Annotated in this window: 20 protein-coding genes and 1 pseudogene; 17 read left to right on the top strand and 4 right to left on the bottom strand. The window is 61.2% G+C overall.

What is annotated here, in order from left to right:
- Positions 1-13: 13 nt before the first annotated feature.
- Both A0U93_RS15720 and A0U93_RS15715 read left to right on the top strand, forming a co-directional pair.
- Positions 14-1,693, top strand: coding sequence for a recombinase family protein (locus tag A0U93_RS15720; RefSeq protein ID WP_077808148.1), 1,680 nt, complete (start codon positions 14-16; stop codon positions 1,691-1,693).
- Between the two features lie 175 nt (positions 1,694-1,868).
- On the top strand, positions 1,869-3,029 hold the full coding sequence (locus A0U93_RS15715; protein WP_077808147.1) for a site-specific integrase: 1,161 nt from the start codon (positions 1,869-1,871) through the stop codon (positions 3,027-3,029).
- Between the two features lie 223 nt (positions 3,030-3,252).
- Here the strand turns inward: A0U93_RS15715 and A0U93_RS15710 are convergent, their stop codons facing one another.
- Positions 3,253-3,816, bottom strand: a complete 564-nt coding sequence (locus tag A0U93_RS15710; protein ID WP_077808146.1) for an NAD(P)-dependent oxidoreductase — start codon at positions 3,814-3,816, stop codon at positions 3,253-3,255.
- Between the two features lie 179 nt (positions 3,817-3,995).
- On the opposite strand from A0U93_RS15710, the gene A0U93_RS15705 reads away from it, so the two are divergent.
- The 6 genes from A0U93_RS15705 to A0U93_RS15680 all read left to right on the top strand — a co-directional run bounded on the left by A0U93_RS15705 (position 3,996) and on the right by A0U93_RS15680 (position 9,174).
- A complete protein-coding gene (locus A0U93_RS15705) occupies positions 3,996-4,580 on the top strand; it encodes a carboxymuconolactone decarboxylase family protein (protein WP_077808145.1) in 585 nt (194 codons plus the stop codon).
- Positions 4,581-4,680: 100 nt separating this feature from the next.
- Positions 4,681-5,256, top strand: a complete 576-nt coding sequence (locus A0U93_RS15700; RefSeq protein WP_077808607.1) for an isochorismatase family protein — start codon at positions 4,681-4,683, stop codon at positions 5,254-5,256.
- A 40-nt stretch (positions 5,257-5,296) separates the two neighbouring features.
- A complete protein-coding gene (locus A0U93_RS15695; RefSeq protein ID WP_077808144.1) occupies positions 5,297-6,196 on the top strand; it encodes a hypothetical protein in 900 nt (299 codons plus the stop codon).
- 111 nt (positions 6,197-6,307) lie between these two features.
- A complete protein-coding gene (locus tag A0U93_RS15690; protein WP_211274022.1) occupies positions 6,308-7,642 on the top strand; it encodes an MFS transporter in 1,335 nt (444 codons plus the stop codon).
- A 51-nt stretch (positions 7,643-7,693) separates the two neighbouring features.
- Entirely contained in the window at positions 7,694-8,143 is a 450-nt protein-coding gene (locus A0U93_RS15685) for a MarR family winged helix-turn-helix transcriptional regulator (protein WP_077808142.1), read from the top strand.
- Between the two features lie 107 nt (positions 8,144-8,250).
- Positions 8,251-9,174 (top strand): LysR family transcriptional regulator, encoded by a 924-nt coding sequence (locus tag A0U93_RS15680; RefSeq protein WP_077808141.1) that lies wholly within the window; start codon positions 8,251-8,253, stop codon positions 9,172-9,174.
- 31 nt (positions 9,175-9,205) lie between these two features.
- Here the strand turns inward: A0U93_RS15680 and A0U93_RS15675 are convergent.
- From A0U93_RS15675 to A0U93_RS15665, 3 genes and pseudogenes are all read right to left on the bottom strand, one after another.
- Positions 9,206-9,463: pseudogene (locus A0U93_RS15675) on the bottom strand (P-type conjugative transfer ATPase TrbB); the annotation flags it as partial.
- A gap of 197 nt (positions 9,464-9,660) precedes the next feature.
- Positions 9,661-10,080: a CopG family transcriptional regulator gene (locus A0U93_RS15670; protein ID WP_077808139.1), complete on the bottom strand. Its 420-nt coding sequence runs from the start codon at positions 10,078-10,080 to the stop codon at positions 9,661-9,663.
- Positions 10,077-12,113, bottom strand: a complete 2,037-nt coding sequence (locus A0U93_RS15665; protein ID WP_077808138.1) for a conjugal transfer protein TraG — start codon at positions 12,111-12,113, stop codon at positions 10,077-10,079. Before A0U93_RS15665 ends, A0U93_RS15670 begins: the two co-directional genes overlap by 4 nt.
- 925 nt (positions 12,114-13,038) lie before the next feature.
- On the opposite strand from A0U93_RS15665, the gene A0U93_RS15655 reads away from it, so the two are divergent.
- Genes A0U93_RS15655 through A0U93_RS15615 form a run of 9 tightly spaced genes read left to right on the top strand, consistent with a single transcriptional unit; the run spans position 13,039 to position 21,169 of the window.
- Complete coding sequence (locus tag A0U93_RS15655; RefSeq protein ID WP_077808137.1) at positions 13,039-13,875, top strand: GntR family transcriptional regulator; 837 nt, start codon at positions 13,039-13,041, stop codon at positions 13,873-13,875.
- The gene (locus A0U93_RS15650) at positions 13,817-14,830 is read left to right on the top strand and encodes a BMP family lipoprotein (RefSeq protein ID WP_245824960.1); all 1,014 of its coding nucleotides are present in this window, start codon (positions 13,817-13,819) and stop codon (positions 14,828-14,830) included. The genes A0U93_RS15655 and A0U93_RS15650 overlap by 59 nt, the downstream gene beginning before the upstream one ends.
- Positions 14,827-16,302 (top strand): ABC transporter ATP-binding protein, encoded by a 1,476-nt coding sequence (locus tag A0U93_RS15645; RefSeq protein WP_077808136.1) that lies wholly within the window; start codon positions 14,827-14,829, stop codon positions 16,300-16,302. The genes A0U93_RS15650 and A0U93_RS15645 overlap by 4 nt, the downstream gene beginning before the upstream one ends.
- The gene (locus A0U93_RS15640) at positions 16,299-17,330 is read left to right on the top strand and encodes an ABC transporter permease (protein WP_077808135.1); all 1,032 of its coding nucleotides are present in this window, start codon (positions 16,299-16,301) and stop codon (positions 17,328-17,330) included. The genes A0U93_RS15645 and A0U93_RS15640 overlap by 4 nt, the downstream gene beginning before the upstream one ends.
- On the top strand, positions 17,327-18,193 hold the full coding sequence (locus A0U93_RS15635) for an ABC transporter permease (protein WP_077808134.1): 867 nt from the start codon (positions 17,327-17,329) through the stop codon (positions 18,191-18,193). Before A0U93_RS15640 ends, A0U93_RS15635 begins: the two co-directional genes overlap by 4 nt.
- Positions 18,190-18,750 (top strand): cysteine hydrolase family protein, encoded by a 561-nt coding sequence (locus tag A0U93_RS15630; protein WP_077808133.1) that lies wholly within the window; start codon positions 18,190-18,192, stop codon positions 18,748-18,750. The genes A0U93_RS15635 and A0U93_RS15630 overlap by 4 nt, the downstream gene beginning before the upstream one ends.
- Positions 18,747-19,628, top strand: coding sequence for a carbohydrate kinase family protein (locus A0U93_RS15625; protein WP_077808132.1), 882 nt, complete (start codon positions 18,747-18,749; stop codon positions 19,626-19,628). The genes A0U93_RS15630 and A0U93_RS15625 overlap by 4 nt, the downstream gene beginning before the upstream one ends.
- Positions 19,629-20,399, top strand: a complete 771-nt coding sequence (locus tag A0U93_RS15620; protein ID WP_077808131.1) for a nucleoside phosphorylase — start codon at positions 19,629-19,631, stop codon at positions 20,397-20,399.
- Positions 20,399-21,169: a sugar isomerase domain-containing protein gene (locus tag A0U93_RS15615; protein ID WP_077808130.1), complete on the top strand. Its 771-nt coding sequence runs from the start codon at positions 20,399-20,401 to the stop codon at positions 21,167-21,169. The genes A0U93_RS15620 and A0U93_RS15615 overlap by 1 nt, the downstream gene beginning before the upstream one ends.
- The last annotated feature ends 5 nt before the right edge of the window (positions 21,170-21,174 follow it).

Below are 21,174 nucleotides of genomic sequence, written 5' to 3'. Positions count from 1 at the left end.
GGGAAAGCCCGTCATGAAGGTCGCGCTCTACGCCCGCTATTCGTCCGACAACCAGCGCGACGCCTCGATCGCCGACCAGCTTCGCGTCTGTCGCACCCACGTGGAGAAACAGGGCTGGACCATCGTCGAGGAGTATACCGATCACGCCATTTCCGGCGCCTCCCTGATGCGGCCCGGTATCCAAGCGCTGATCGCGGACGCACAGCGCGGACGGTTCCAGATCGTGCTGGCCGAGGCGATGGACCGCCTTTCCCGCGACCAAGAGGACATCGCCGGCGTCTTCAAGCGCATGAACTATGCCGGCGTGCGGATCGTCACTCTTTCCGAGGGCGAGGTTTCCCACCTTCATGTCGGCCTCAAGGGCACGATGAACGCCCTATTCCTGAAAGACCTGGCCGAGAAGACCCATCGCGGCCTGCGCGGCCGGGTCGAACAGGGCAAGTCCGGCGGCGGCAACGCCTACGGGTATGACGTGGTGCGCAGACTGGACGCCAATGGCGAGCCCATCCGGGGCGACCGGACCATCAATCCAGCGGAAGCCGAAGTGGTCCGTCGTATCTTTCGTGACTTCGCGGCCGGACTGGGGCCACGCGCCATTGCCTTCCGTCTCAACGAGGAAGGCATATCCGCACCGGGCAGCGGTGCCTGGGGATTTTCCACCATCAATGGCAACCGGGCGCGCGGCACGGGTATCCTCAACAATGAGATGTATGTCGGAAAATTGGTCTGGAACCGCCAACGCTTCATCAAGGATCCCGACACCGGCAAGCGGCAGGCCCGACCCAATCCGGACTCCGAATGGGTGATCCAGGAGGTGCCGGAACTGCGGATCGTCGACCAGGAACTATGGGACGCTGTCAAGGCGCAGCAGGCCAGCGTCAGCGCCAGCCGCGACACACGCGACACATCCTCGCCTGATCATTTCCGGGCGAAACGGCGTCCCCGCTACCTGTTCTCCGGCCTCAGCAAATGCGGCTGCTGTGGTGGCGGCTATTCCATGATCTCCGGCACTTTGCTCGGCTGCTCGACAGCCCGCAACAAGGGCATCTGCGAGAACCGGACCAATATGCGTCGCGAGGAACTGGAGCGGCGCGTCCTCGACGCCCTGCGCCACCATCTTATGGATCCGAACCTGTTCGCCGAATTCTGCACGGCATTCACCATCGAGATGAACCGGCTGCGCATGGAGGCGTCGGCCGACATCGGCGCAGCAGAGTCAGAACTGAAGCGGGTCGAGCGCGACATCCAGCGGCTGATGGATCTCTACCTCTCGGAAGCCATCTCAATCGAAACGGTCAAGGAGCGCGGCTCCAAACTCGAGGCCCGCAAGACGGAGCTGACGGAGTTCCTCGCGACTGCCGAGGCACCCCCGCCCCTGCTCCATCCCCAGATGGCGGAGTTCTACCACCGGCAACTAGCGCGCCTGCACGACATGCTGCATTCCGAGCTGGACGAGAAGCGCCAGGAGGCGGCCGAGGTGATCCGCTCACTGATCGAGGCCATCATCCTGACGCCATCTGACAAGGGTCTCCAGATCGATGTCCGGGGCGACCTGGCCGGCATCCTGACGGTTGCGTCAGGCGGACAAACAAAAACCCCAGCCCGTTTCCGGACTGGGGTTCATGATGCGTTCGCATCGCAAGTTCAGTTGGTTGCGGGGGCAGGATTTGAACCTGCGGCCTTCAGGTTATGAGTTAGTTTTTCTTGCCTACTTGTGTCTTCGTCAGACTACGCCAAAATACGACAATCCTTTGTTTTAATTTGCATATTTCTACGAAAAAAGCAAACCTTATACGTCCAGCTACGCTGGAATACGATCCCACCTGTTTCCTGTGTGTTTCCTGCGTTTCCTGTAGGAGGTCGCCAGCATGGCCAAGCTCACTAAAAAAATTGTCGACGCGGCCGAACCGGCTGAGACGGATTATTTCCTGTGGGATGACAACCTTCCTGCCTTCGCGATCCGGGTCTGGCCCTCGAAGCGAAAGGTCTACGTCATCCACTACCGTTCCGGTGGCCGGATGCGTCGTTATACGATCGGCCAGCACGGCAGTCCGTGGACAGCGGACATGGCACGCGAGGAAGCCATCAAGGTTCTCGCTCGCGTCCACCAGGGCGAGAACCCGGCGGATGAGAGGCAGGAAGAGCGCAAGGTTCCGACCGTCAAGCAGTTCGGCAAGACTTTCATGGAGCGCCACGTCGATATTCATCTGAAACCCACGACCCAGGCGGAATATCGCCGTTCGGTCGATCTGTTCATCGTGCCGAAGCTCGGTACGCGTCGGATGACCGATATCACCCGCGCCGACGTCGCCGACTTCCACCATGAGTTCCGGCATATTCCCTATCAGGCGAACCGGACCCTCGGCGTGCTGTCAAAGATGTTCAGTCTGGCGGACCTATGGGGCGTGCGAAGCGACGGCATCAACCCTTGCCGTGGCGTAAGGCGCTACAAAGAGGAGAAGCGGGAGCGTTTTCTGACGCAGGAGGAATATGCCCGGCTCGGGAAAGCACTGGACGGCGCCATGGACGAACCTGAAGCTGCGAATGCGCTACGGCTGCTAGCATTGACCGGCTGCCGGCTGAGCGAAATCCTGAAGCTGAAATGGGAACACGTTCGTCTGCCCGAGCAGGAGCTTCGCCTTCCCGACAGCAAGAGCGGCGCAAAGATCGTCCAGCTTGGACAGGTTTCGGTCGATGTGCTCAAGGCCATCCCTCGGATCAAAGGAAACCCGTATGTGATTACCGGTCGCAAGGATGGCGGCCACCTGACCGATGTGCAGAAGCCATGGCGGCGCATCCGAAAGGCGGCAGGGCTGGAGACACTGCGAATCCATGATCTGCGCCATTCCTTTGCATCCGACGCTCTGGAACTGGGCGAGGATCTCACGATGATCGGCCGGATGCTCGGTCACAGCGACATCAACACTACCGCGCGCTACGCCCACCTTAAAAAGGTGTCCGTAAAAACAGCTACAGAAAGGGTCGCGGGGCGTATCGCATCGGTCCTGTCCCTTTACGGACCTCGCTGAAAGTACTGGCCTTTCACCGCCATTGCCTCGATCACATCGCTGCACGCCACCTTGCAGATTTGCAGCTGCTGACCTCAAGCAATTCGACGGCAGATGACCTGAGAAATAATTAACATTCTCGATTTCTGCCGATTGCATCGGGCCCTATCTTCGTTGTCCAGTTGGGATTCCGTAATCTACTGATGGCAAACGCAAATGAGCGGCCTCCGCCTCAGCTTGTTCGTCAAGCGCGCTGAATCTCTTTCCGCGAACCGACCGTGGAAGATGCGCGCTCCCATCCCTGATCGGCTCGACAGAAATAATCGTCCGTTCTGAACATAACGACGCCCAAGCATTTGAGTAATGGCATCAGGCGGACCCATACATCATTGACGCCAGTCGCCAGTATGGACAACTCCCCCGCTTTAGCCTCCGCCGGCCCTCCGAGAATAATGGCGTCGACATATGTCTGTCCGCATTGCCCATGGCCCTCCCGCAGACGACGCGCCTGGGGGCAGGAGATTGTGCCGCAGCTGACGTGAATCGCGCGGGGTGACAGCCCGGTTGCGATGCCATCTTCACCGAAGATCATGTCCTCAAGCGTTACGTCATCGGCCATCATCGAAAAAACGACGTCCACCTCCCACGCGACGGAAGCTGGTGTTTCAACAAAAGTTGCACCACGGGCAACAAGGTTCTCTGTTCTTGCCGATACGCAGTCATAGACAACGAGGCGATGTCCGGCCGCGAGAAGGCGCTCCGCCATAAGCTGCTCCATAGCGCCAACTCCGACAAATCCAACGTTCATTGTCGATCTCCCTGAAGTTCGTGTCGCTTCCGACCGGCGGTCGAAACACGGATGTCGAACCCGATCTTATATGCTTTTGACTATGTTAGATAGGTATGTCATATAGGTCTAGTCGGGCGCCACGATCCGCGCCGGTTAATTTTCCTCGCGCCGTGGCAGCACGCTACAGGAGGACGTTGATGTCTCATCTGACGGAATATCCCTTCAAAATCGCTATCCCTTTGCCAACTGACGCGGACATCGGCGCCGAAATGGCGACCTACCTCCGCGAGAAGGGGCAGAATTACAAAGATGGCCGCATGATGCTGGGCGCCGGATCGCTCGGCGTCCCTATCATCGAGCTGGCCCGCGCGGTATTCCGGGTCGACGGCGTTGATCCGAAACTGCGCGAATTCATCTGCCTGCGTATTTGTAAGCTCCTCGGGGGTGTAAATCCCTGGGGTCCGAATCTGCGCATGCTCGACAATCTGAATGCCAGCACAGCAGAAAAAGAGGGCATTCAGAACGATGGCCCCGTGACGGGTATGGATGAAGAGGCGCAACTCATCATCCAGGCAACCGAAGAATTGACGCTGAAGGGCGCAATCTCCGACCCCGTTCTGGAGGCCATGCGAAATCGTTATTCTGACGAGATATGCCGGAAATATATTGCCGTCATGTGTTGGTATAACTTCTTCAACCGGTATCTTATCTCGACGCGGGTCCCTGCGGAAACCGACGAAGAAGTCATCGAAAAAGTGGGCGACAAGACAATGCCCGCCTAAGCGCGGCCGGAATGTTGCGCTCCAGGAAAATAGCCCGGTGGATGTTCAGCAGCCATGCAAGCCGGGCGAAAATCATCTTCACAATACGGAGAATATAATTATGCCAGTCACAGTCCTGGATAAAATCCCTGCCCTCATCATCGTCGATCTTCAGAAAGGTCTCGCCGGCCTCCCGACGGCTCATCCGTTTGGTAGTGTCGTCGACAATTCACGACGCCTTGCCGAGGCATTCCGTAAAAAGGGACTGCCCGTCGTCCTGGTGAACGTGGCCGGCGGCGCTCCCGGTCGGGCCGACGTCCACCAGAATCAGCCCTCTGGCGCCTCGGCGGCGCGCCCGGCCGACTGGGCCGAACTGCTGGAAGAACTCGACCGGCAGCCGGACGATATTCTCGTCACCAAAAATACCTGGGGCGCTTTTCAGGGGACCGACCTCGCCGAGGCTCTGGCCGCACGTCACGTCACGCAGGTCGTCATCACCGGCGTCGCCACAAGCATCGGCGTGGAATCGACGGCCCGGTCGGCACACGAGCACGGGCTGCACGTCGTTCTCGCCACCGACGCCATGACCGATACCAACGCTGCGGCCCACGAACACAGCACCAGCCGGATTTTTCCGCGCCTGGGCGAGACGGCCACGACCGACGAGATCCTTGCCAAGCTCGCTGCACACGCCTGACAGCGCGCAATCACCCCGCCACGATTGAGGAGAAACCGTCGTGCAGATCGTCGCCATCGCAGAAGCGCCTACCACCCGCCAGGGCCGGGACAGCTCACTTCGTACCGGCGGCACCGTTCGCCAGACGCTGCTCAGCGACAGTACTGCTGACGGGCTGAACTTCCGGTTTATCCGCAGTCAATATCAGGGCGGAGACTCGGCGTTTGAGTCCCCGAAGCACCGTCACGCCTTTCAGCAGATCCGCTTCACCGAAGCCGGCTCGGTCAATTACGCTCCTGGCCACGATATTTCTCAAGGGGACATCGCGTATTTCCCGCGTGGGGCCTACTACGGCCCCCAACGCAAGGACCACGGCGCGGGCCTCCTGCTTCAGTTCGGTTTTCATGGCGAACACCAGTCCGGACCGGAATGGACACAGCACCGCGCCGCCGCTCTGGAACGTCTGAACGCAAGGGGGCGCTTTGAGGGCGGCATCTACTACGAGCAGGACGAGGCCACCGGCGGCGAAACCAAGCGCGACGCGAATCAGGCTCTTTACGAGGAACAGTATTTTGCCCGGACGGGGCGAAAGTTCTCCATCCCGCCGCCAGGCTATGCAGAGCCGATCCTCTTGCACCCTGCGGCATTCGACTATTATCCGACCGCCGCAGGCGTCCGTGTCAAACAGCTTGGGCATTTCTTCGACCATCCCGGCCCGAACGCCGACATCCGGATCGGCATGATCGAATTGGCCGACGGCGCATCCTATGAGTTCGCTTCCGAGCGCGCTCAAATCGCATGGACACGCGATGCCGGGCTCCGGGTCGACGGCACGACGCACGGCAAGCTCACCTGCCTCTACAGCCCACGCGATGAAACGGTGACGGCCAGCGCCGCCACCACGACCGCGGAGCGGCAGGTCATCGAGCTGTATGTGCTGGAATTGCCGCGCCTCGACTGACCGGGACACATCACTCAACAACGGAGCACGCTCGCTCGCACGTCTATGATCACGCATTCACAACAAATAACAACGTACGGCCGGTTCCCACGCCGGTTTCTCGCGCCCCTCATGCTCGGGGCAATCCTCAATCCCATCAACTCTTCCATCATCGCGGTCGCCCTCGTGCCCATCGGGGCAGCGTTCGGCGCGCGCCCGGCTCAGACCGCCTGGCTTGTGTCGGCGCTCTATATGGCCACCGCGATCGGCCAGCCGCTCGTCGGCCGGTTCGTGGACGTCTTCGGTCCCAAGCGCCTTTTCCTGCTGGGCGCCTTCCTGACCGTGATCGCAGGCATAATCGGCACCGTGGCCCCCACTCTATGGGTGCTCGTCGTCGCGCGTGTCATCCTCGGACTCGGAACCTGTGCCGGCTATCCCTCCGCCATGTCGCTGATCCGCAAAGTGGCAAATCACGACCATCTCGAGAGTCCGGCTGGCGTCCTGACCGCCTTGTCAGTCACAGTGCAGACGATCGCGGCCATCGGTCCGACCTTGGGCGGCCTCCTCATCGCTCTCGGCGGCTGGCGCCTCACCATGGCCATCAACATCCCTCTTGGTATGGCCGCGCTCCTGCTGGGCTGGATGATGCTTCCGGCCTATGGCGCCGGCACACAGCAAGATGAACGTGAAGCCCTCCGCAGCTTCGATTGGGCCGGCACCGCACTGTTCGCAGTAGCGCTGCTTGGCCTGCTGCTGTTCCTCATGGCACCTGGCACCTCCACCCTGTGGAGCTTGGCGATGGCCGCTTCTGCCGGCGCCGCGTTTGCCTTCCACGAGCTTCGCGTGACGGCACCTTTCATCGATCTCAGGCTTTTATGGGGCAACCTGCCACTCCTCGCGACGTACGCCCGCGCCCTGGCCGCCTCAACGACGTCCTATGCCTTCATCTACGGCTTCAGCCAATGGATGGAGGAAGGTCGCGGCCTGAGTGCCTCGAAGACAGGACTTCTACTGCTGCCGACTTTCGGCGTCGGCATCCTGGTTTCCACTCTATGGGGACGTACTCCACAGGTGCGGGGCAAGCTCGTTGTCGGCGGAACCTTGCAGGCCGTCGTCGGAAGCGGCTTGCTGCTGACCTCGCCGGGATCACCGATCTGGTTTCTTGCGGCCGTCACCGCCCTGCTGGGTATCCCGCAGGGGCTGCTGAGCCTCTCCAACCAGAATGCACTCTATCACCAGGCGCATCCTGAGAGCCTCGGCGCCTCCTCAGGCCTGTTACGCACCTTTCAATATTTTGGTGCGATCATCGCGTCCGCGGCAACGGGCATGGCTTTCGGGCATCGCGCCGATACGACCGGCATGCACGAGCTCGCGGCTTTTATCATCATCGTCTCGACCCTCGCCCTGCTCGTCACTCTGCTCGATCGCTCGCTGGCTCTCGCCCCAGGCGCAGGGAAGTCCAGGTGAAGAGGTCATTATTGATTGCGCCTCACGACATAGCTATTTAAGATAAGAAGAATGAAGGACGAAGACCTGCATCGATTGCTCGGGCAGTTGCGCACCCTGCAGCGCCGCCAGCGTCGTGAACGCCCTCCAGTCGAGGGGCTCTCGCAGTCCGCTGTGCGCGTGCTGGGCGTGGTGGCGCGAAGCGAGTGTGGGTCGCAACCCACTCAGATCGGTCGCGAACTGGTCATGACCTCATCCAATGTGGCCGGCGCACTCTCCGAGTTGACTGAGCGGGGTTTTGTTGAGCGGACGGCTGATAGGGTAGATACGCGCCGCGTCAACATCACTCTCACCCCAGCCGGTGAGCGGCTGGTCGCTAGAGATCGCGCATTGCGCGACGACTGGCTTGCTGAAGCGATCCAGAATCTGCTTACGAATAAAGAGGAAGCTACGCTCATCGCCGCCGGATATATTCTCGAGCGCCTCGCCAATTATTTCCCGACACCACCCAGAGAAAATTAACCTACAATACGGATTATTTATTTTCGGCATTTCTTTGGGCACTCGGCGAATTTTTATTTCAGAGTCGTTGCACAGCGGTTTCATATCCCTTTTTATAGGCTGATGACATGACATTCATTCGGCCTCCGCTGGAAGTCTGGCAACTGATCTGCGCGATCACGGCCGCCGAGCGGGGCAGCATCCGGCGCGCGGCGGAGGATCTCGGCACGCGCCCGGCACGCATCCGACGGCACCTGCTGCGGATCGAAGATGTAACCGGCTTGTCACTCTTTCACCGCACTCACGCAGGCATCCGGGCAACCCGGGAAGGAGAACGATTCCTCAAGGAGGCGACCCGCCTCCTGCGCGACTTCGACGGACTTTCGAACCGAAAAAACCGAGATTGGACAAGCGTGAGTTCCGTCTTGCGCGCAGGAATCCAGGCCCCTGTCATCACGGGTCGGATGACCACGGTCCTTGCCAAGAGTCGCGCCCGACGACCAGACGTTGAAATCATGCTGGAATCCCGTGGGCGCCGGCGCCTGCTGAGGTCTCTGGACCTGGGTTATATCGACGTGGCCATTTTAGCCGGCGACTTTCAGGCCTACGACTTCGAGACGCGTCACCTGTGGACCGAACGCCTGGCAATCGCGCTGCCCGAGAGGCATCGTTTCGCCGGATGCCGCGCGCTCGCTTGGGCCGATGTACGAGGCGAGACGTTCGTGACCGGCAGTGATGGGCGCGGGCAGGCATTTGAGAGAATTCTGCGCCGCGGTTTGGGCGACCAGACCGACACGCCGCGTGTCATCCGCCAGAAAGTGCCGCAAGCCGACATACTCGGCTTCGTTCGGGCGGGTGTCGCGCTCTGCCTAACGACGGACGCGTGGCGGGAGATGCGGGTTCCCGGCGTGCAATTCGTGACGCTGACGGGCGGCAATGCCGTTACGCATCTGGATTACACGGCGGCCTGGCGACAGGGTCAGCGCAATGATGCGCTCGATCTGTTCATCGAGAGCGCCAGCACCTTCGCGGCTACAGGATCGATCTCTTGAGACCTGCCCGTTTCTGCTTGAGAAAGACGTGGGCCGCTTCATGCACCTCCGCCCCGACATGGTGCGCGACCAGACGCACGATGCGCTCGGCGTCGGCGGGTGTGATCTGCTCACCCGTGTCGGACAGCCCCTCGGACAGACGGTCGATCCACAGCCGCCCGTCGGGGTTGAGCATCACCTCGACCACAGCGGGATCAGCGAGATGCCGGGCAATCGCCGGTCCCATCGCCGTGCGCAGCATGGACATGCCGCGCGTCCAGCCACTGGTGTTGATTGCTGTGACCGGCATGCCCGTCCCCGTCCGTTCGGATCGTCCGGCGCTTCCGGACGACGACGGGGATGATTAGAAAGGGGCGGATTTATTGGCCCGCAACAGGCAATTTCCGTTTGTCGAAGACGAACGCAGACCTGCGAAAACAAACGAAAACCGGCGTAGGCGGGCGCGGCCCTTTCGGGACAGAAAGGGCGCGTGTCACGGCAGCGCCGTTACGAGTCCGTTTCCGGCCGGAGATCTCCATGCAGCCGTTGTCCGGTACTGAGCCGGCGTCCCAGCATCTCGAGAAACCGCTCATACCGTTCGGCGGCCTGCGCCTGCGCAGCAGCGGACAGCGGTTCGGGCAACGGCGGGTTGCTCACCATCCAGAAACGGATGAACATTGCCAGCGTCTCCACCCCGATACCGACATCGCGTTCCAGGCGTCCCAGACGCCGTTCCATCCGGTCGAGCCGCCGCCCTGTCGCGGCCTCGCCCGCTGCGTCGTCTTCCGGCGTAAAGAAGGCCGCCAGGGCGGTTTCGACGACCAGCGACCCTGACTGGCGTCGTCGCGTCGCCATCTCCCCGATCGCACGCGACAGGACCGGATCGAGATAGACGGTCATCTGCCGCTTTTTCCGCCGTGCGCTCATGGTCCGTCCAGATCCATACCGTCATCGTGGTCGAGCGCCGTCAGACGCGCGATGCGACCGAGATCCTCGAACTCCCGCGCGCGGTGTCGTCGCCTGTCATCGCCTGCGGGCGGCTCGTGCTCCGGCCTCCGATCGGCGGCAGCCCTCCGCCGCATCCGTTCCTCATCCGCCATTTCGGGAAGCCGCTCCTGCCGAAACCCCGGGGCGGTTGTCGTGACGTCTTCGTCCCCGTCTTCCCGTGGTGGTGGGGATGACGCAGCCATGTCCGCCTCACCTTCGGGTGCGGGGCATGGCGGCCGGGGTTGGCCGGTCCAGTCGTCCGGGTCCGCCTCGGGCCGGGCACGGCCGGGGCCAGGTGGCGGCAGGATGCGCACGGTGAGACGGCGATCGCGGTAATACCGGACCTTGCGCGCGCGGATCGGCGGACACCCGGTCACCATGACGACCTCGTCGCGTTCCGGGAGCTGCATGACCTCGCCCACCGTCAGGAGCGGGCGCGCACTTTCCTGACGCGAGACCATGAGGTGTCCGAGCCACGGGGACAGCCGATGGCCGGCATAGTTCTTCTGCGAGCGAACCTCGGTCGCCATGCCGAGCCCATCGGACACGCGCCTGGCGGTCCGTTCGTCATTGGTCGCGAAACTGACCCGGACATGGCAGTTGTCCAGAATGCTGTTGTTCTGCCCGTAGGCTTTTTCGCTCTGGTTCAGCGACTGCGCGATCAGAAAGGCGCGGATGCCATATCCCGCCATGAAAGCCAACGCGCTCTCGAAGAAATCCAGCCGCCCGAGGGCGGGAAATTCATCGAGCATGAACAACAGGCGTGGCCGTCGGCTGGCGGCCTGCAGATCCTCGGTCAGCCGCCGCCCGATCTGATTGAGCACCAGCCGGATCAACGGCTTGGTGCGGCTGATATCCGACGGTGGCACAGTGAGGTAGAGCGTGACCGGCCGCTCTCCCGCGAGCAGGTCGCCGATCCGCCAGCCGCAACGCCCGGTTACCCGCGCCACGACAGGATCACGATAGAGGCCGAGAAACGACATGGCGGTCGACAACACGCCCGAACGCTCGTTGGGAGATTTATTGAGCAGTTCCCGCGCGGCGGACGCGACGACGGGATGCGGTCCCGCCTCCCCGAGATGGCTGGTTCGCATCATCGCCGAGAGCGTGGAGGCTATCGGTCGCTTCGGGTCGGAGAGGAAATTCGCCACCCCGGCCAGCGTTTTGTCGTCCTCGGCATACAGCACATGCAGGATCGCACCGACCAGCAGGGCGTGCGAGGTCTTCTCCCAATGATTGCGCTTCTCCAGGCTGCCCTCCGGGTCCACGAGAATATCGGCGACATTCTGGGCGTCGCGGACCTCCCATGCGCCCCGGCGGATTTCCAGCAGGGGATTATAGCCGTCGGAGTCCGGATTGGTCGGATCGAACAGCACCGCCCGCCCGAAGGTCGCACGGAATCCCGCCGTAAGCTGCCAGTTTTCGCCCTTGATGTCGTGGACGATGGCCGAACCCGGCCAGGTCAGCAGGGTCGGGATGACCAGCCCTACCCCCTTGCCCGACCGGGTGGGCGCGAAGCACAGCACATGATCGGGGCCATCATGACGGAGATAGTCCCGCCTGTACTGCCCGAGCACGACGCCGTCCTCGCCCAGAAGACCGGCGGACCGCATGTCCTCACGTGTCGCCCAGCGGGCGGACCCATAGGTCGCGGCACGCGTCGCCTCGCGGGCACGATAAACGGACAGCGCGACCGCCGCAGCAAAAGCCAGCACTCCGCCGGAGCCCGCGATCCACGCCCCGCGCGCGAAGACTGCCGGCGCGTAGACGTCGAATTCGTACCACCACCAGAAGAACAGCGGCGGGGCATAGACCGGCCAGCGGTGCAGGAGCGTAAACCACGGTCGCCCCAGTTCCGGCTGAAACGCCAGTTCCCAGGCCGTCCATTGTGTTGCCGTCCACCAGGAAACGAGGACAACCGACAGGACGACGGCAACCTGTCTCCATTGAATACGCGCACCCGGCTGGTCCATCACCCTTCCGCCTTGTCTGTGCAGATATCCCACAAGAAGGCGAAGCACTGGCCGCCCTGTTCAATGGCGAAAAGGACGGCAGTCGTGGCCGAGCGAAATCAGGCGTAGAAAAACGAGCGTGAACGTATTTCCGTCCTTCAACTGAAACCAGACCAAGGCGGTAATGCAGTAGCCATACTGCCTATGCGGCAGACGCACGGATCGCGCGAACTACGGCGATTCATACTTCCGCTGTCGCCCTCATGTCAGTCATTCAGTCTGCCAATCTTATTCCCCCAGAGCAGACAGTCCGCCGGCACAGCGAACTGATATCGTTTGCGTTTGAAAGGGACGTCCTCCGGCAGGTATCGGCTTGAAGCGCTGGAATTTCGTCATGCGACCTTTTCCTGCCGGACGCGGATATTAGCGATCCACCTCTCCAACATTTCGATTTCCGTCTTGATGACACTCGGCGCGGGAATACGCGGGTTAATCTCGCCGGGCTGGCTGTGGGGTAGTGCCGAGCATCTGCCAAAGGCCTCTCCATCGTCGTGCAATCATCATCGGCGAGAACCGACAGGGCGCCGGACGATCGCGCACCAAAACACCGACCGCGTGTCGATCTCTGGCGGTCTTCCGCCGTCTCTTGTCCCGCCAAACCACAGATCGTCCCGGTTAATCCCGGCCTCTTTCTAGTTCCAATCCTTCTTTCCCCTGACACAGATCATAAGGAGATTGATGAGCAATCTGGAGCGCATCTTCAGTCTCTTCACAGAGCCTGAATCAGATTTCTCAACTCAAATCATTGAGTCCCAAGCCTAAATTCAATGCGGCCTAGGCATCCGAAGAAATCAAAGAAAATTGCGAGGCGGCCAAGAATCTCGTTGCGAATCCAGCATGAGTATGTTCAGTTGTCTGGACAACTGAACAGGTTGCAGGATTTTTGATGACACCACCTCCTTTGTACCGCCAGATGTCTGACCGTCTCAGAGAACAGATTTCGGTCAGCAGCCCGGGTGAGCGCCTCACCAGTGAACCCGTTCTGGCGGCCAGATGGGGTGTCAGCCGCTTTACGGTGTCCAAAGCCATCGAAGAGCTCGTGGCCGAGGGGCTGGTCGTAAGGAAACAGGGCAGCGGGACTTTCGTGGCCAGTGCGCCCCTGCGCAAGCAGCCCGGCCTGCTCACCAGCTTTACCGAGGCTGTCACGGCCGCGGGTCACGCTGCCTCTCACCAGCTTCTGTCGTTCGATATGTGGCCAGGTCGGGGCATGCCGCCGTTCGAGATCGACGAACCGTCGGTCATCATGGACCGTCTGCGTTATGTGGACGGTGTTCCGGTGGCACGCCACAACTCTGTTGTTCCACTGACTGTGGTCAAACAGACCGGACTGACAGAAGAAATATCCCGGCGCTCCGACTTTTCATTCTATGGCTTTCTGGCGGAGAAAAACTCTCCTGTCGTGAGCGCCAAGGAGCGTCTGAACGCACGGCTGGCGACCGAGGATGAGAGAGACCTTCTCTCCCTTCCGGCTGGTGCCGTCGTGATCGTCATTTATCGACAGTCTTTTAATGAAGCCGGGCAGCTTCTGGACATGGTCGAGGCCATCTACGACGCACGTCGTTATTATTACGAAACAAACCTTCAGCGTAACAATGACCCTCAGAAAAAAGGTCCATCTCATGCTGAAACCGGGAACAATACGGGCTCTTCAGGCGGCCCTGGCCTTGACTTTGATAGGCAGCGCAAGCCTGCCACAAAACGCCGCCGCCCATCCGGAAAATGAGCACAAGGCTGTTCTGATCATTGGTCAGGGCGGTCTGGGCGATCAGTCTTACAACGATCTGGGTCATCGCGGTTTTACGCTAGGACTTGCCCAGACAGGACTGACAGGACGGGTGCTGGAAACGTCCTCGGTTGTGGCGGAAGGGGGCACCATCCTGCGCCAGGCGGCCTCGTCCGGAGCCGGACTGGTGATAGACCTCGAATATTCCCATAGCGGCATTCTTCAGGACGTTGCCCAGGATTTTCCGGACTGCCATTTTGTCATTCTCAATCAGGTCGCGAGTGGCTCTAACGTCACTTCAGTGCTGTTCGAAGAACAGCAGGGATCTTTTCTGGCGGGCGTTCTGGCTGCGGGTGTCGTCAAGCAGGCTCATCTCCCGGGACTGGAACATCATCAGGAACTGGGCGTCATTGGAGGCACCCGCTCCGTTGGCATCGACAAGTTCATCGCGGGCTTCGTACAGGGCGCCCATAGCGTCGATCCGGGGCTTGGTGTTCGAATTTCCTATGCCAACACTTTCAGCGACCCAGCCAAGGGGCTGGAGATGGCCCATGTCATGTATGACAGTGGCGTCGGGATCATTTACGCCGTCGCTGGCACAACCGGCGTAGGCGTCATTCATGCGGCCGCACAGAGCGGCCTGTATGCCATCGGGGTGGACCAGAATGAAGACGGGCTTGCGCCCGGCCATGTCCTGACCAGCATGCTCAAACACACCGAAGTCGCGCTTGACCGCGTTGTCACCGATTACGCGCATGGCAGGCTGGCGGGTGGCTCCGTAGTGCATATGGGGCTGAGCGAAGACGGCGTCGGCCTGACGGAGATGCGTTATACCCGCGCCCTCATTCCCGCAAATGTTCTTCAAAGTGTCACCACAGCCCGTGAGGATATCGTTTCCGGCCGTGTGCATGTCTGGAACGTCGTCACCCAGGGCTATCCGGATTTCATGCGATGACCGGACTTTCTCAGCCCCGCATCACATTGCGCAACATCACGCGCGTCTTCGGCTCACACCGGGCGAATGATGACATCTCGCTAGAGATCGAACGCGGAAGCATCCACGCCTTTCTTGGAGGCAACGGGGCGGGCAAGACAACGCTCATGAAAATGCTTCAGGGGCTGGAGCAGCCTGACAGCGGCGAAATCCTGTTCGACGGCGTTTCAGTCTCGCTCGGTTCTCCGCAGGATGCATTCCGTCATGGCGTCGGAATGATCCAGCAGGAATTCTCGATCATTCCGCAACTCACTCTTCTCGACAACCTCATCCTGGGCGCGGAACCGCGGGGGCGCTGGGGGCAGATCGACCGTCAAAAAGCCCTGCAGGACGCAGAACGTCTGGCATCGCTGGCCGGCGTCTCGATCGACTGGTCCCTACAGGCCGGGGATACGCCGCTGCATGTCCGCCAGATCGTGGAAATCCTTCGCGGACTGTACCGGGGCAGCGATATCCTCATCCTCGACGAACCCAGCGCCGTCCTGCCGCGGGAGCAAGTCCAGAACCTGCTGTCGCTAATGTGCAGTCTGCGCGACAGGGGCCACACCCTCATTTTCATCAGCCACAAACTCGATGAAGTTCTCGCCGTATCCGATCGTATGAGCATCCTGCGTGAAGGACGCCATATCGCAACCCTTCCCCGCGAGGGCGCCACGCATGATCTCCTGATCCGGCATATGACGGGCGAGGCTCCGCGCCCCGTATCCCGTCCCTGCAAAAAAATCGGCAGTCCGGTGCTTGAAGTCGATGCCATGTCCATTCGCGATCCTCGTGGCGTGATGCGGGTCAGGGATGCGTCCCTCAGATTGTGCGAAGGGGAGATCCTGGGGATTGGGGGCCTGCCTGACGCGGGACAGCTGGAGCTTCTCGAATGCCTTGCCGGACTGCGTCTACAGGAGAGTGGCCGTATCCTCCTGAAGAACCAGCCAATCGAACGCAGTACGCCCCACACCAGACGCACCGTAGGGCTGGGCTATCTGAGCGCGGACCGGGCAACAGAGAGCCTGTGCCTGCAGGCATCCCTGCAGGACAACGCCATTGCCGGACGCCACAACGTGATGCCTTTCTCCCGTTGGCAGATGCTGCGACCGGCATCCATCAGCGCGCATGTCCATGCCCTTCTCGACCGCTTCGGGGTGCGCCGGTCGGATGATCTTCTGGCGGCAGGGCATCTGTCTGGCGGCAATCAGCAGCGTCTGGCCATGGCCCGCGAGCTCGATGCCGATCCCTGCGTCCTTCTCGTCGCGCAGCCGACCCGCGGCGTGGATCTGGCCGGCATCCACGTCATTCACAGCCTGCTTGTCAAATTCGCGAAAGACGGGGGCGCAGTCATTCTGATTTCTGAAGAAGAAGCGGAGCTTCAGACGCTCTCCACGCGTCGCATGACGCTACACGACGGCATTCTCGTGTCCGAAGCAGAGGTTGCCGCATGACGGGGCGTCTTTCCTCCCATCTCGGCCCGATCGCGGGAGCCCTCTTCGCCGCGATGGTCGTCATCGGCCTGTGCGGTTTCAACCCGCTCGAAAGCCTGATCCTCATCCTCAGGTCCGCGCTGGGCAGCCCGGCCGCAATCGCCCAGACATGCAACAGCGCAGCCCCTCTGCTCCTGCTTGGTCTTGCGACCGGCATCTGCTTCCGCAGCGGCGTTTTCAATGTGGGACTGGAAGGATGCTTTGTCCTTGGCGGCCTCGCCGCCGCAATCACTGCCGGACATTGCAGCACGCTCTCCGCTCCTCTTGCCATCCTGTTTCCACTTCTCGCGGGGAGTGTCGCGGGGTCGCTCTGGATGCTGGTTCCCGCGTGGCTGGTGGTTTTTCGCAATCTCGACGATGTCGTCACCACGCTCATGGTCAATTTCGTGGCCCTGGATCTGGCGGCATGGCTGGTCGAGCGCTTTTTCCTCGCGCCCGGCTCAGCCAATTCGGCCACGGCGATGATCCCGGTAGTGACCCATCTGCCGGATGTCGGCTTTCCCGGCCTCAACCTGTCTTTCATGATTTCCATCATCTGCGTTGCGCTTTACACGGCATGGTGCAGCAGAGGAACGCTTGGATATGAAACCCGCATCGTCGGGTGGAACAGGCGTTTCGCACGCGCAACCGGTTTTGGGGTCCGGCGGATCCTTGTCTCCGCTATGCTGCTGAGCGGCGGGATCGGCGGTCTGGCGGGGGCGGTCCATACTCTGGGAACAGTCCATCAGTATGTGACGGGCTTTTCTGCCGAATACGGTTTTCTGGGGCTGACTGTCGCCATCCTCGGGGACAACCGGGCTCCGGGTATCTTTCTTGCCTCCCTTCTGCTGGCCATGCTGGTCGTCTCCGGGATCGGTATCCAGCTTATCAGCGATATCCCCGAGGAAGTGACACGTCTGATCGAGGCCTCGTTCATCATTTTCGCCTCGGTCCGCTTTACGGGCTTTGGCCGCCGCCTCCGCAACTGGCGAGAGAGGAGCGCCCGATGAACGCGTTTCTTCAGGGCTGCCTGCTGCAGACGACGCCTCTCCTTCTGACTTCGCTGGGTGGAGCATTCTGCCGGACAGCCGGGCTCGTGAATGTCGGTCTGGACGCTTTCATCCTCGTCGGTGCGCTGGCTGCGGAAGTCACGGGGGCGGCAACGCATTCCGCGTTCCTCGGCACGACCGCAGGGGCACTGGCCGGAGCTTTGGGCTGCTTCCTGATGGGGAGCGTCATCACCGGACTGGGCGCGAACCCGATCGTCACAGGGCTGGGCTTCAACCTGTTCTCCCATGCCCTGTGCCGGCTGCTGGTCAAGACCGCCTTTGGCGTTTCGGGACTTCTTCTGCTGGCATCATGCCCCAAACTTCCGGCGTTTTCCGTCCCGGTGCTGGGCTCCGTCGACATCCTGACGCTGCTCGCCTGGGTCCTGGTTCTGGTCATGACCTGGTTCCTCGACCAGACATGGCTTGGACTGCACGTGACAGCAGCGGGGAGTGAGCCCGCCATGGCCCGGACCGTCGGGATTTCGGCGCCCCGGATGCTGCTGTTCTCGACCGTCGTGGCCGGAGCGCTCTGCGGTCTGGCGGGCGCGGATCTCAGTCTTGGGATCGTCGGAGCCTTCAGCGACGATATCTCGTCCGGCCGGGGTTATGTGGCACTTGCCGCGTTTTACATCGGACGGAACCGCCCCCTTCCGACCGCCCTGACATGTCTTTTCCTGACTGCCCTCGAAGAGCTGGCGACCCGTGCCCAGGTGCTGAACATCCCGGTCTCTCTGGCGCAGGCATTTCCCTACATTTCTGTGCTTGTCCTGATGCTTCTGCAAACCCTCCGGACCAGACACAGACACGGAGGTACCTTGTCGTGACATCCCATCCTGTAACCGCCCTCCTTCTGGTGGACGTCATCAATTCGTTCTTTCGCCCCGGCGATCCGAACTACTATCCGCAGGCCGATCAGGTCCTTGAACCAATCCGCCAGCTTCTCGACAAGGCCCGCGCATCCGGCACGCTTGTCGTTCACACGGCGGAGCGTCATCGAGAAGGCATTTACGATTTCGAATGGGCCAAGCTTCCAGTTCATCACATCGAGGGTGACGACACCATCGACTTCGTGGAGGGTTTCGGTCCCCTCCCCGGTGAGCCGGTCGTCTATAAACGCCGTTACAGCGCATTCTATGCCACGGACATGGCCCTTATGTTGCGGGAACAGAATGTTTCCCGTCTGGTCACCGTGGGCGTCAAGACCAACTGCTGCATCCGCGCTACGGTTCAGGATGCGTTTGCGGGTGGTTTTGAACCCGTTGTTGTCCGGGAAGCGACCAATTCCAACAGACCCCATCTGGAAGAGGCGTCCCTGGAGGATATCTGGCGCTATTTCGGTCAGGTCGTACCGCTGTCAGAGGGGCTGGAGCTCCTGGCATGAAAAACGTTGTCATTCTCGGTTATGCGAGCCTCGATCACGTTATCGCCCTGGACGGACCGGCAGTGCCCGGGCAGACGACACGGATCACGGAGCGCCGGGAAGACTCGTGGAACAGGATGGGCGGTGCGCCGTGGTTCATCGCCCGGATCCTTGAACAGGCCAGCGGCTGCCAGACGGTGCCGGTCACCTGGATCGGGGATGATCGCAGCGGAGAACATTATCTCTCCGCCATGAAAGAGATCGGGGCGTCCACGGCGGGCATCCGGGTTATTCCCGGAGGGCGCACGCCTGTCACGCTCATGGTCTACGAGCCTTCGGGCGAGGCCATCTGCCTCTACGATCCCCTCCCCGCGGCAGGAGACACGCGCCCTTCGCTGGAGGCCGGACACCGGGACCTGATTGCGCAGGCCGACTGGCTCGTTCTCACGATTGCACCTGCGGATGCCACGCTCGCGGCTCTGGAAACCTGCCGGAGCGATGCGAAGGTCGCGTGGGTAGCCAAGAAAGACGCGCACGCCCTGCCGCCCCATCTTCTGGAGCGGATCGTGCAGCGCGCCGACATCATTTTCTGCAGCGAAACCGAAGGGAGCACCATTCGCGACGCCCTGGCCCGTGCGCAGGCAAAACCGGATCTGATCCTGGTCGAAACCTATGGCCGGCGCGGTTCCTCCCTGGAGATCCGGGGCGAACGAACTCTGCTGCAGCCTCCTGCGACCCTGCCCGTGCTGGACCCGTGCGGAGCCGGGGACACTCTCGCTGCGGGAACGCTTTCCTGCCTCATCCGCGACGCCGGATCACCGGAAACCGCGCTGAAGCGGGGCATGCAGGATGCCTATCACCTTCTCAGCCAGAGACAGAATAGCGAGGAAAAGGAATAGATGACGAAAACACCGGAAGAAAAACGGGCCTGGTATATCGGGGCGAAGGAAAGTCAGGTGGCTGATGTCGCCATCCTGATAGGGGATCCCGGGCGGATCGACCGGATTGCGCTGCATCTGGACGATGTCGAACGTATCCCGGTCAACCGTGGCCTTCAGACCATTACCGGCACGCGCAACGGTTGCCGCATTACCGCCAGCGCATTCGGCATGGGCGCTCCGATTGCCGTTGTTGTCATGGAAGAGCTCCGGGCTCTGGGTGTACGCTCCTTCCTGAGGATCGGCACCGCGATGGCGGCAAGCGGGCGGTCTCTGGGGGATTTCGTGCTCGCGGACTCTGCCCTGCGACGGGAAGGAACATCGGACAGCTATGCCCCGCCCGGCTACCCAGCCGTCTCCGATCCGGAGCTGAACGCAATCATCCTCAAGCATCTCGCCCAGCAGGAACGCCCGTACGGAGCCGGCATGTTCGCCAGTTATGACGGCTTTTATTCCCAGATGTTTGATCTTCCCAGCTCGCGGGGCGGCGTGCGTGACGCGCTTCTGAGCGACATCGAGAAGTTCGGACTGATTGGCGCAGATATGGAGACATCGGCCCTGCTGGTCGCTGGTCGCATGCTCGGTGCACGCACATCAAGCCTGTGTGTCGCAACGGTCGATCCCATAACCCAGAAGAAACTCGACATCGAAGACATGGCTGCCGCCGAGAAAGACCTTTTCGAGATCGCAATAGAATCCCTCTCTTCTTCCACTTTGCAGGAAACACGATAATGGCCGACATCGTTGAACAGTACTTCGATCTGCTGATCGCCCGCCTCGGGCATGTCCGCGACACACAAAACACCGCCATTCATGGGGCTGCCAAACTCTGCGCGGACAGTATTGCGGCAGACAAGCTCGTCTTCACGTTCGGAACGGGCCACGGTGCCCTGCCGGCGATCGAGACGTTTCCCAGAACGGGTACGATCTCAGGTTTCCGCCCGATCGTTGAGAGCAGCATGATTTCCTTCCATCGGGTTCTGGGGGACCAGGGTGCCCGGCAGTATCGCTTCATCCATGCCGTGGAAGGTTACGGTAAGGCCATCCTGGATGCGCATCATCTCGATCCTGCTGACACACTGGTCCTGTTTTCCCATTCCGGCATCAATGCCGTCATCCTCGATATGGCTCTGGAGGCAAAGGCAAAGGGGATGAAGGTTATCGGCGTGACGTCCCTTCCCCATTCTTCGAACACGAAGTCCCGCCACTCCAGCGGTCAGCGTTTGTTCGAAGTGGCGGATGTCGTGATCGATACGGGCGTGCCGAAATCCGATGCCTCCCTCAGGATCGATGGCCTGAAGGCGCCAGTCGGGGCGAGTTCGACCAGCATCACCATCGCCATCGCCCATGCGCTCGTCTCCGCGACCGCAGAGGAACTGGTGTCACGCGGGGTCGAGCCGTTCGTGATGATCAATCCGAACACCGAACACAAGGAAGAGGCCACCCGCCAGAACGACCGAAATTACGCCGAACTGTGGAGACGCCTGCGGGCACGAAGCTGACTGTC

Source organism: Neoasaia chiangmaiensis (genome assembly GCF_002005465.1).
GTDB classification, from domain to species: Bacteria; Pseudomonadota; Alphaproteobacteria; order Acetobacterales; family Acetobacteraceae; genus Neoasaia; species Neoasaia chiangmaiensis.
This window is presented reverse-complemented; position numbering and strand designations above follow the sequence as displayed.

What these genes read in the sequence shown, in the direction of transcription:
- A0U93_RS15720 (WP_077808148.1), top strand. Translation starts at nt 14, where the DNA reads ATGAAGGTCGCGCTCTACGCCCGCTATTCGTCCGACAACCAGCGCGAC.
- A0U93_RS15715 (WP_077808147.1), top strand. Translation starts at nt 1,869, where the DNA reads ATGGCCAAGCTCACTAAAAAAATTGTCGACGCGGCCGAACCGGCTGAG.
- A0U93_RS15710 (WP_077808146.1), bottom strand. Translation starts at nt 3,816, where the DNA reads ATGAACGTTGGATTTGTCGGAGTTGGCGCTATGGAGCAGCTTATGGCG.
- A0U93_RS15705 (WP_077808145.1), top strand. Translation starts at nt 3,996, where the DNA reads ATGTCTCATCTGACGGAATATCCCTTCAAAATCGCTATCCCTTTGCCA.
- A0U93_RS15700 (WP_077808607.1), top strand. Translation starts at nt 4,681, where the DNA reads ATGCCAGTCACAGTCCTGGATAAAATCCCTGCCCTCATCATCGTCGAT.
- A0U93_RS15690 (WP_211274022.1), top strand. Translation starts at nt 6,308, where the DNA reads ATGCTCGGGGCAATCCTCAATCCCATCAACTCTTCCATCATCGCGGTC.
- A0U93_RS15685 (WP_077808142.1), top strand. Translation starts at nt 7,694, where the DNA reads ATGAAGGACGAAGACCTGCATCGATTGCTCGGGCAGTTGCGCACCCTG.
- A0U93_RS15680 (WP_077808141.1), top strand. Translation starts at nt 8,251, where the DNA reads ATGACATTCATTCGGCCTCCGCTGGAAGTCTGGCAACTGATCTGCGCG.
- A0U93_RS15670 (WP_077808139.1), bottom strand. Translation starts at nt 10,080, where the DNA reads ATGAGCGCACGGCGGAAAAAGCGGCAGATGACCGTCTATCTCGATCCG.
- A0U93_RS15665 (WP_077808138.1), bottom strand. Translation starts at nt 12,113, where the DNA reads ATGGACCAGCCGGGTGCGCGTATTCAATGGAGACAGGTTGCCGTCGTC.
- A0U93_RS15655 (WP_077808137.1), top strand. Translation starts at nt 13,039, where the DNA reads ATGACACCACCTCCTTTGTACCGCCAGATGTCTGACCGTCTCAGAGAA.
- A0U93_RS15645 (WP_077808136.1), top strand. Translation starts at nt 14,827, where the DNA reads ATGACCGGACTTTCTCAGCCCCGCATCACATTGCGCAACATCACGCGC.
- A0U93_RS15640 (WP_077808135.1), top strand. Translation starts at nt 16,299, where the DNA reads ATGACGGGGCGTCTTTCCTCCCATCTCGGCCCGATCGCGGGAGCCCTC.
- A0U93_RS15635 (WP_077808134.1), top strand. Translation starts at nt 17,327, where the DNA reads ATGAACGCGTTTCTTCAGGGCTGCCTGCTGCAGACGACGCCTCTCCTT.
- A0U93_RS15625 (WP_077808132.1), top strand. Translation starts at nt 18,747, where the DNA reads ATGAAAAACGTTGTCATTCTCGGTTATGCGAGCCTCGATCACGTTATC.
- A0U93_RS15620 (WP_077808131.1), top strand. Translation starts at nt 19,629, where the DNA reads ATGACGAAAACACCGGAAGAAAAACGGGCCTGGTATATCGGGGCGAAG.
- A0U93_RS15615 (WP_077808130.1), top strand. Translation starts at nt 20,399, where the DNA reads ATGGCCGACATCGTTGAACAGTACTTCGATCTGCTGATCGCCCGCCTC.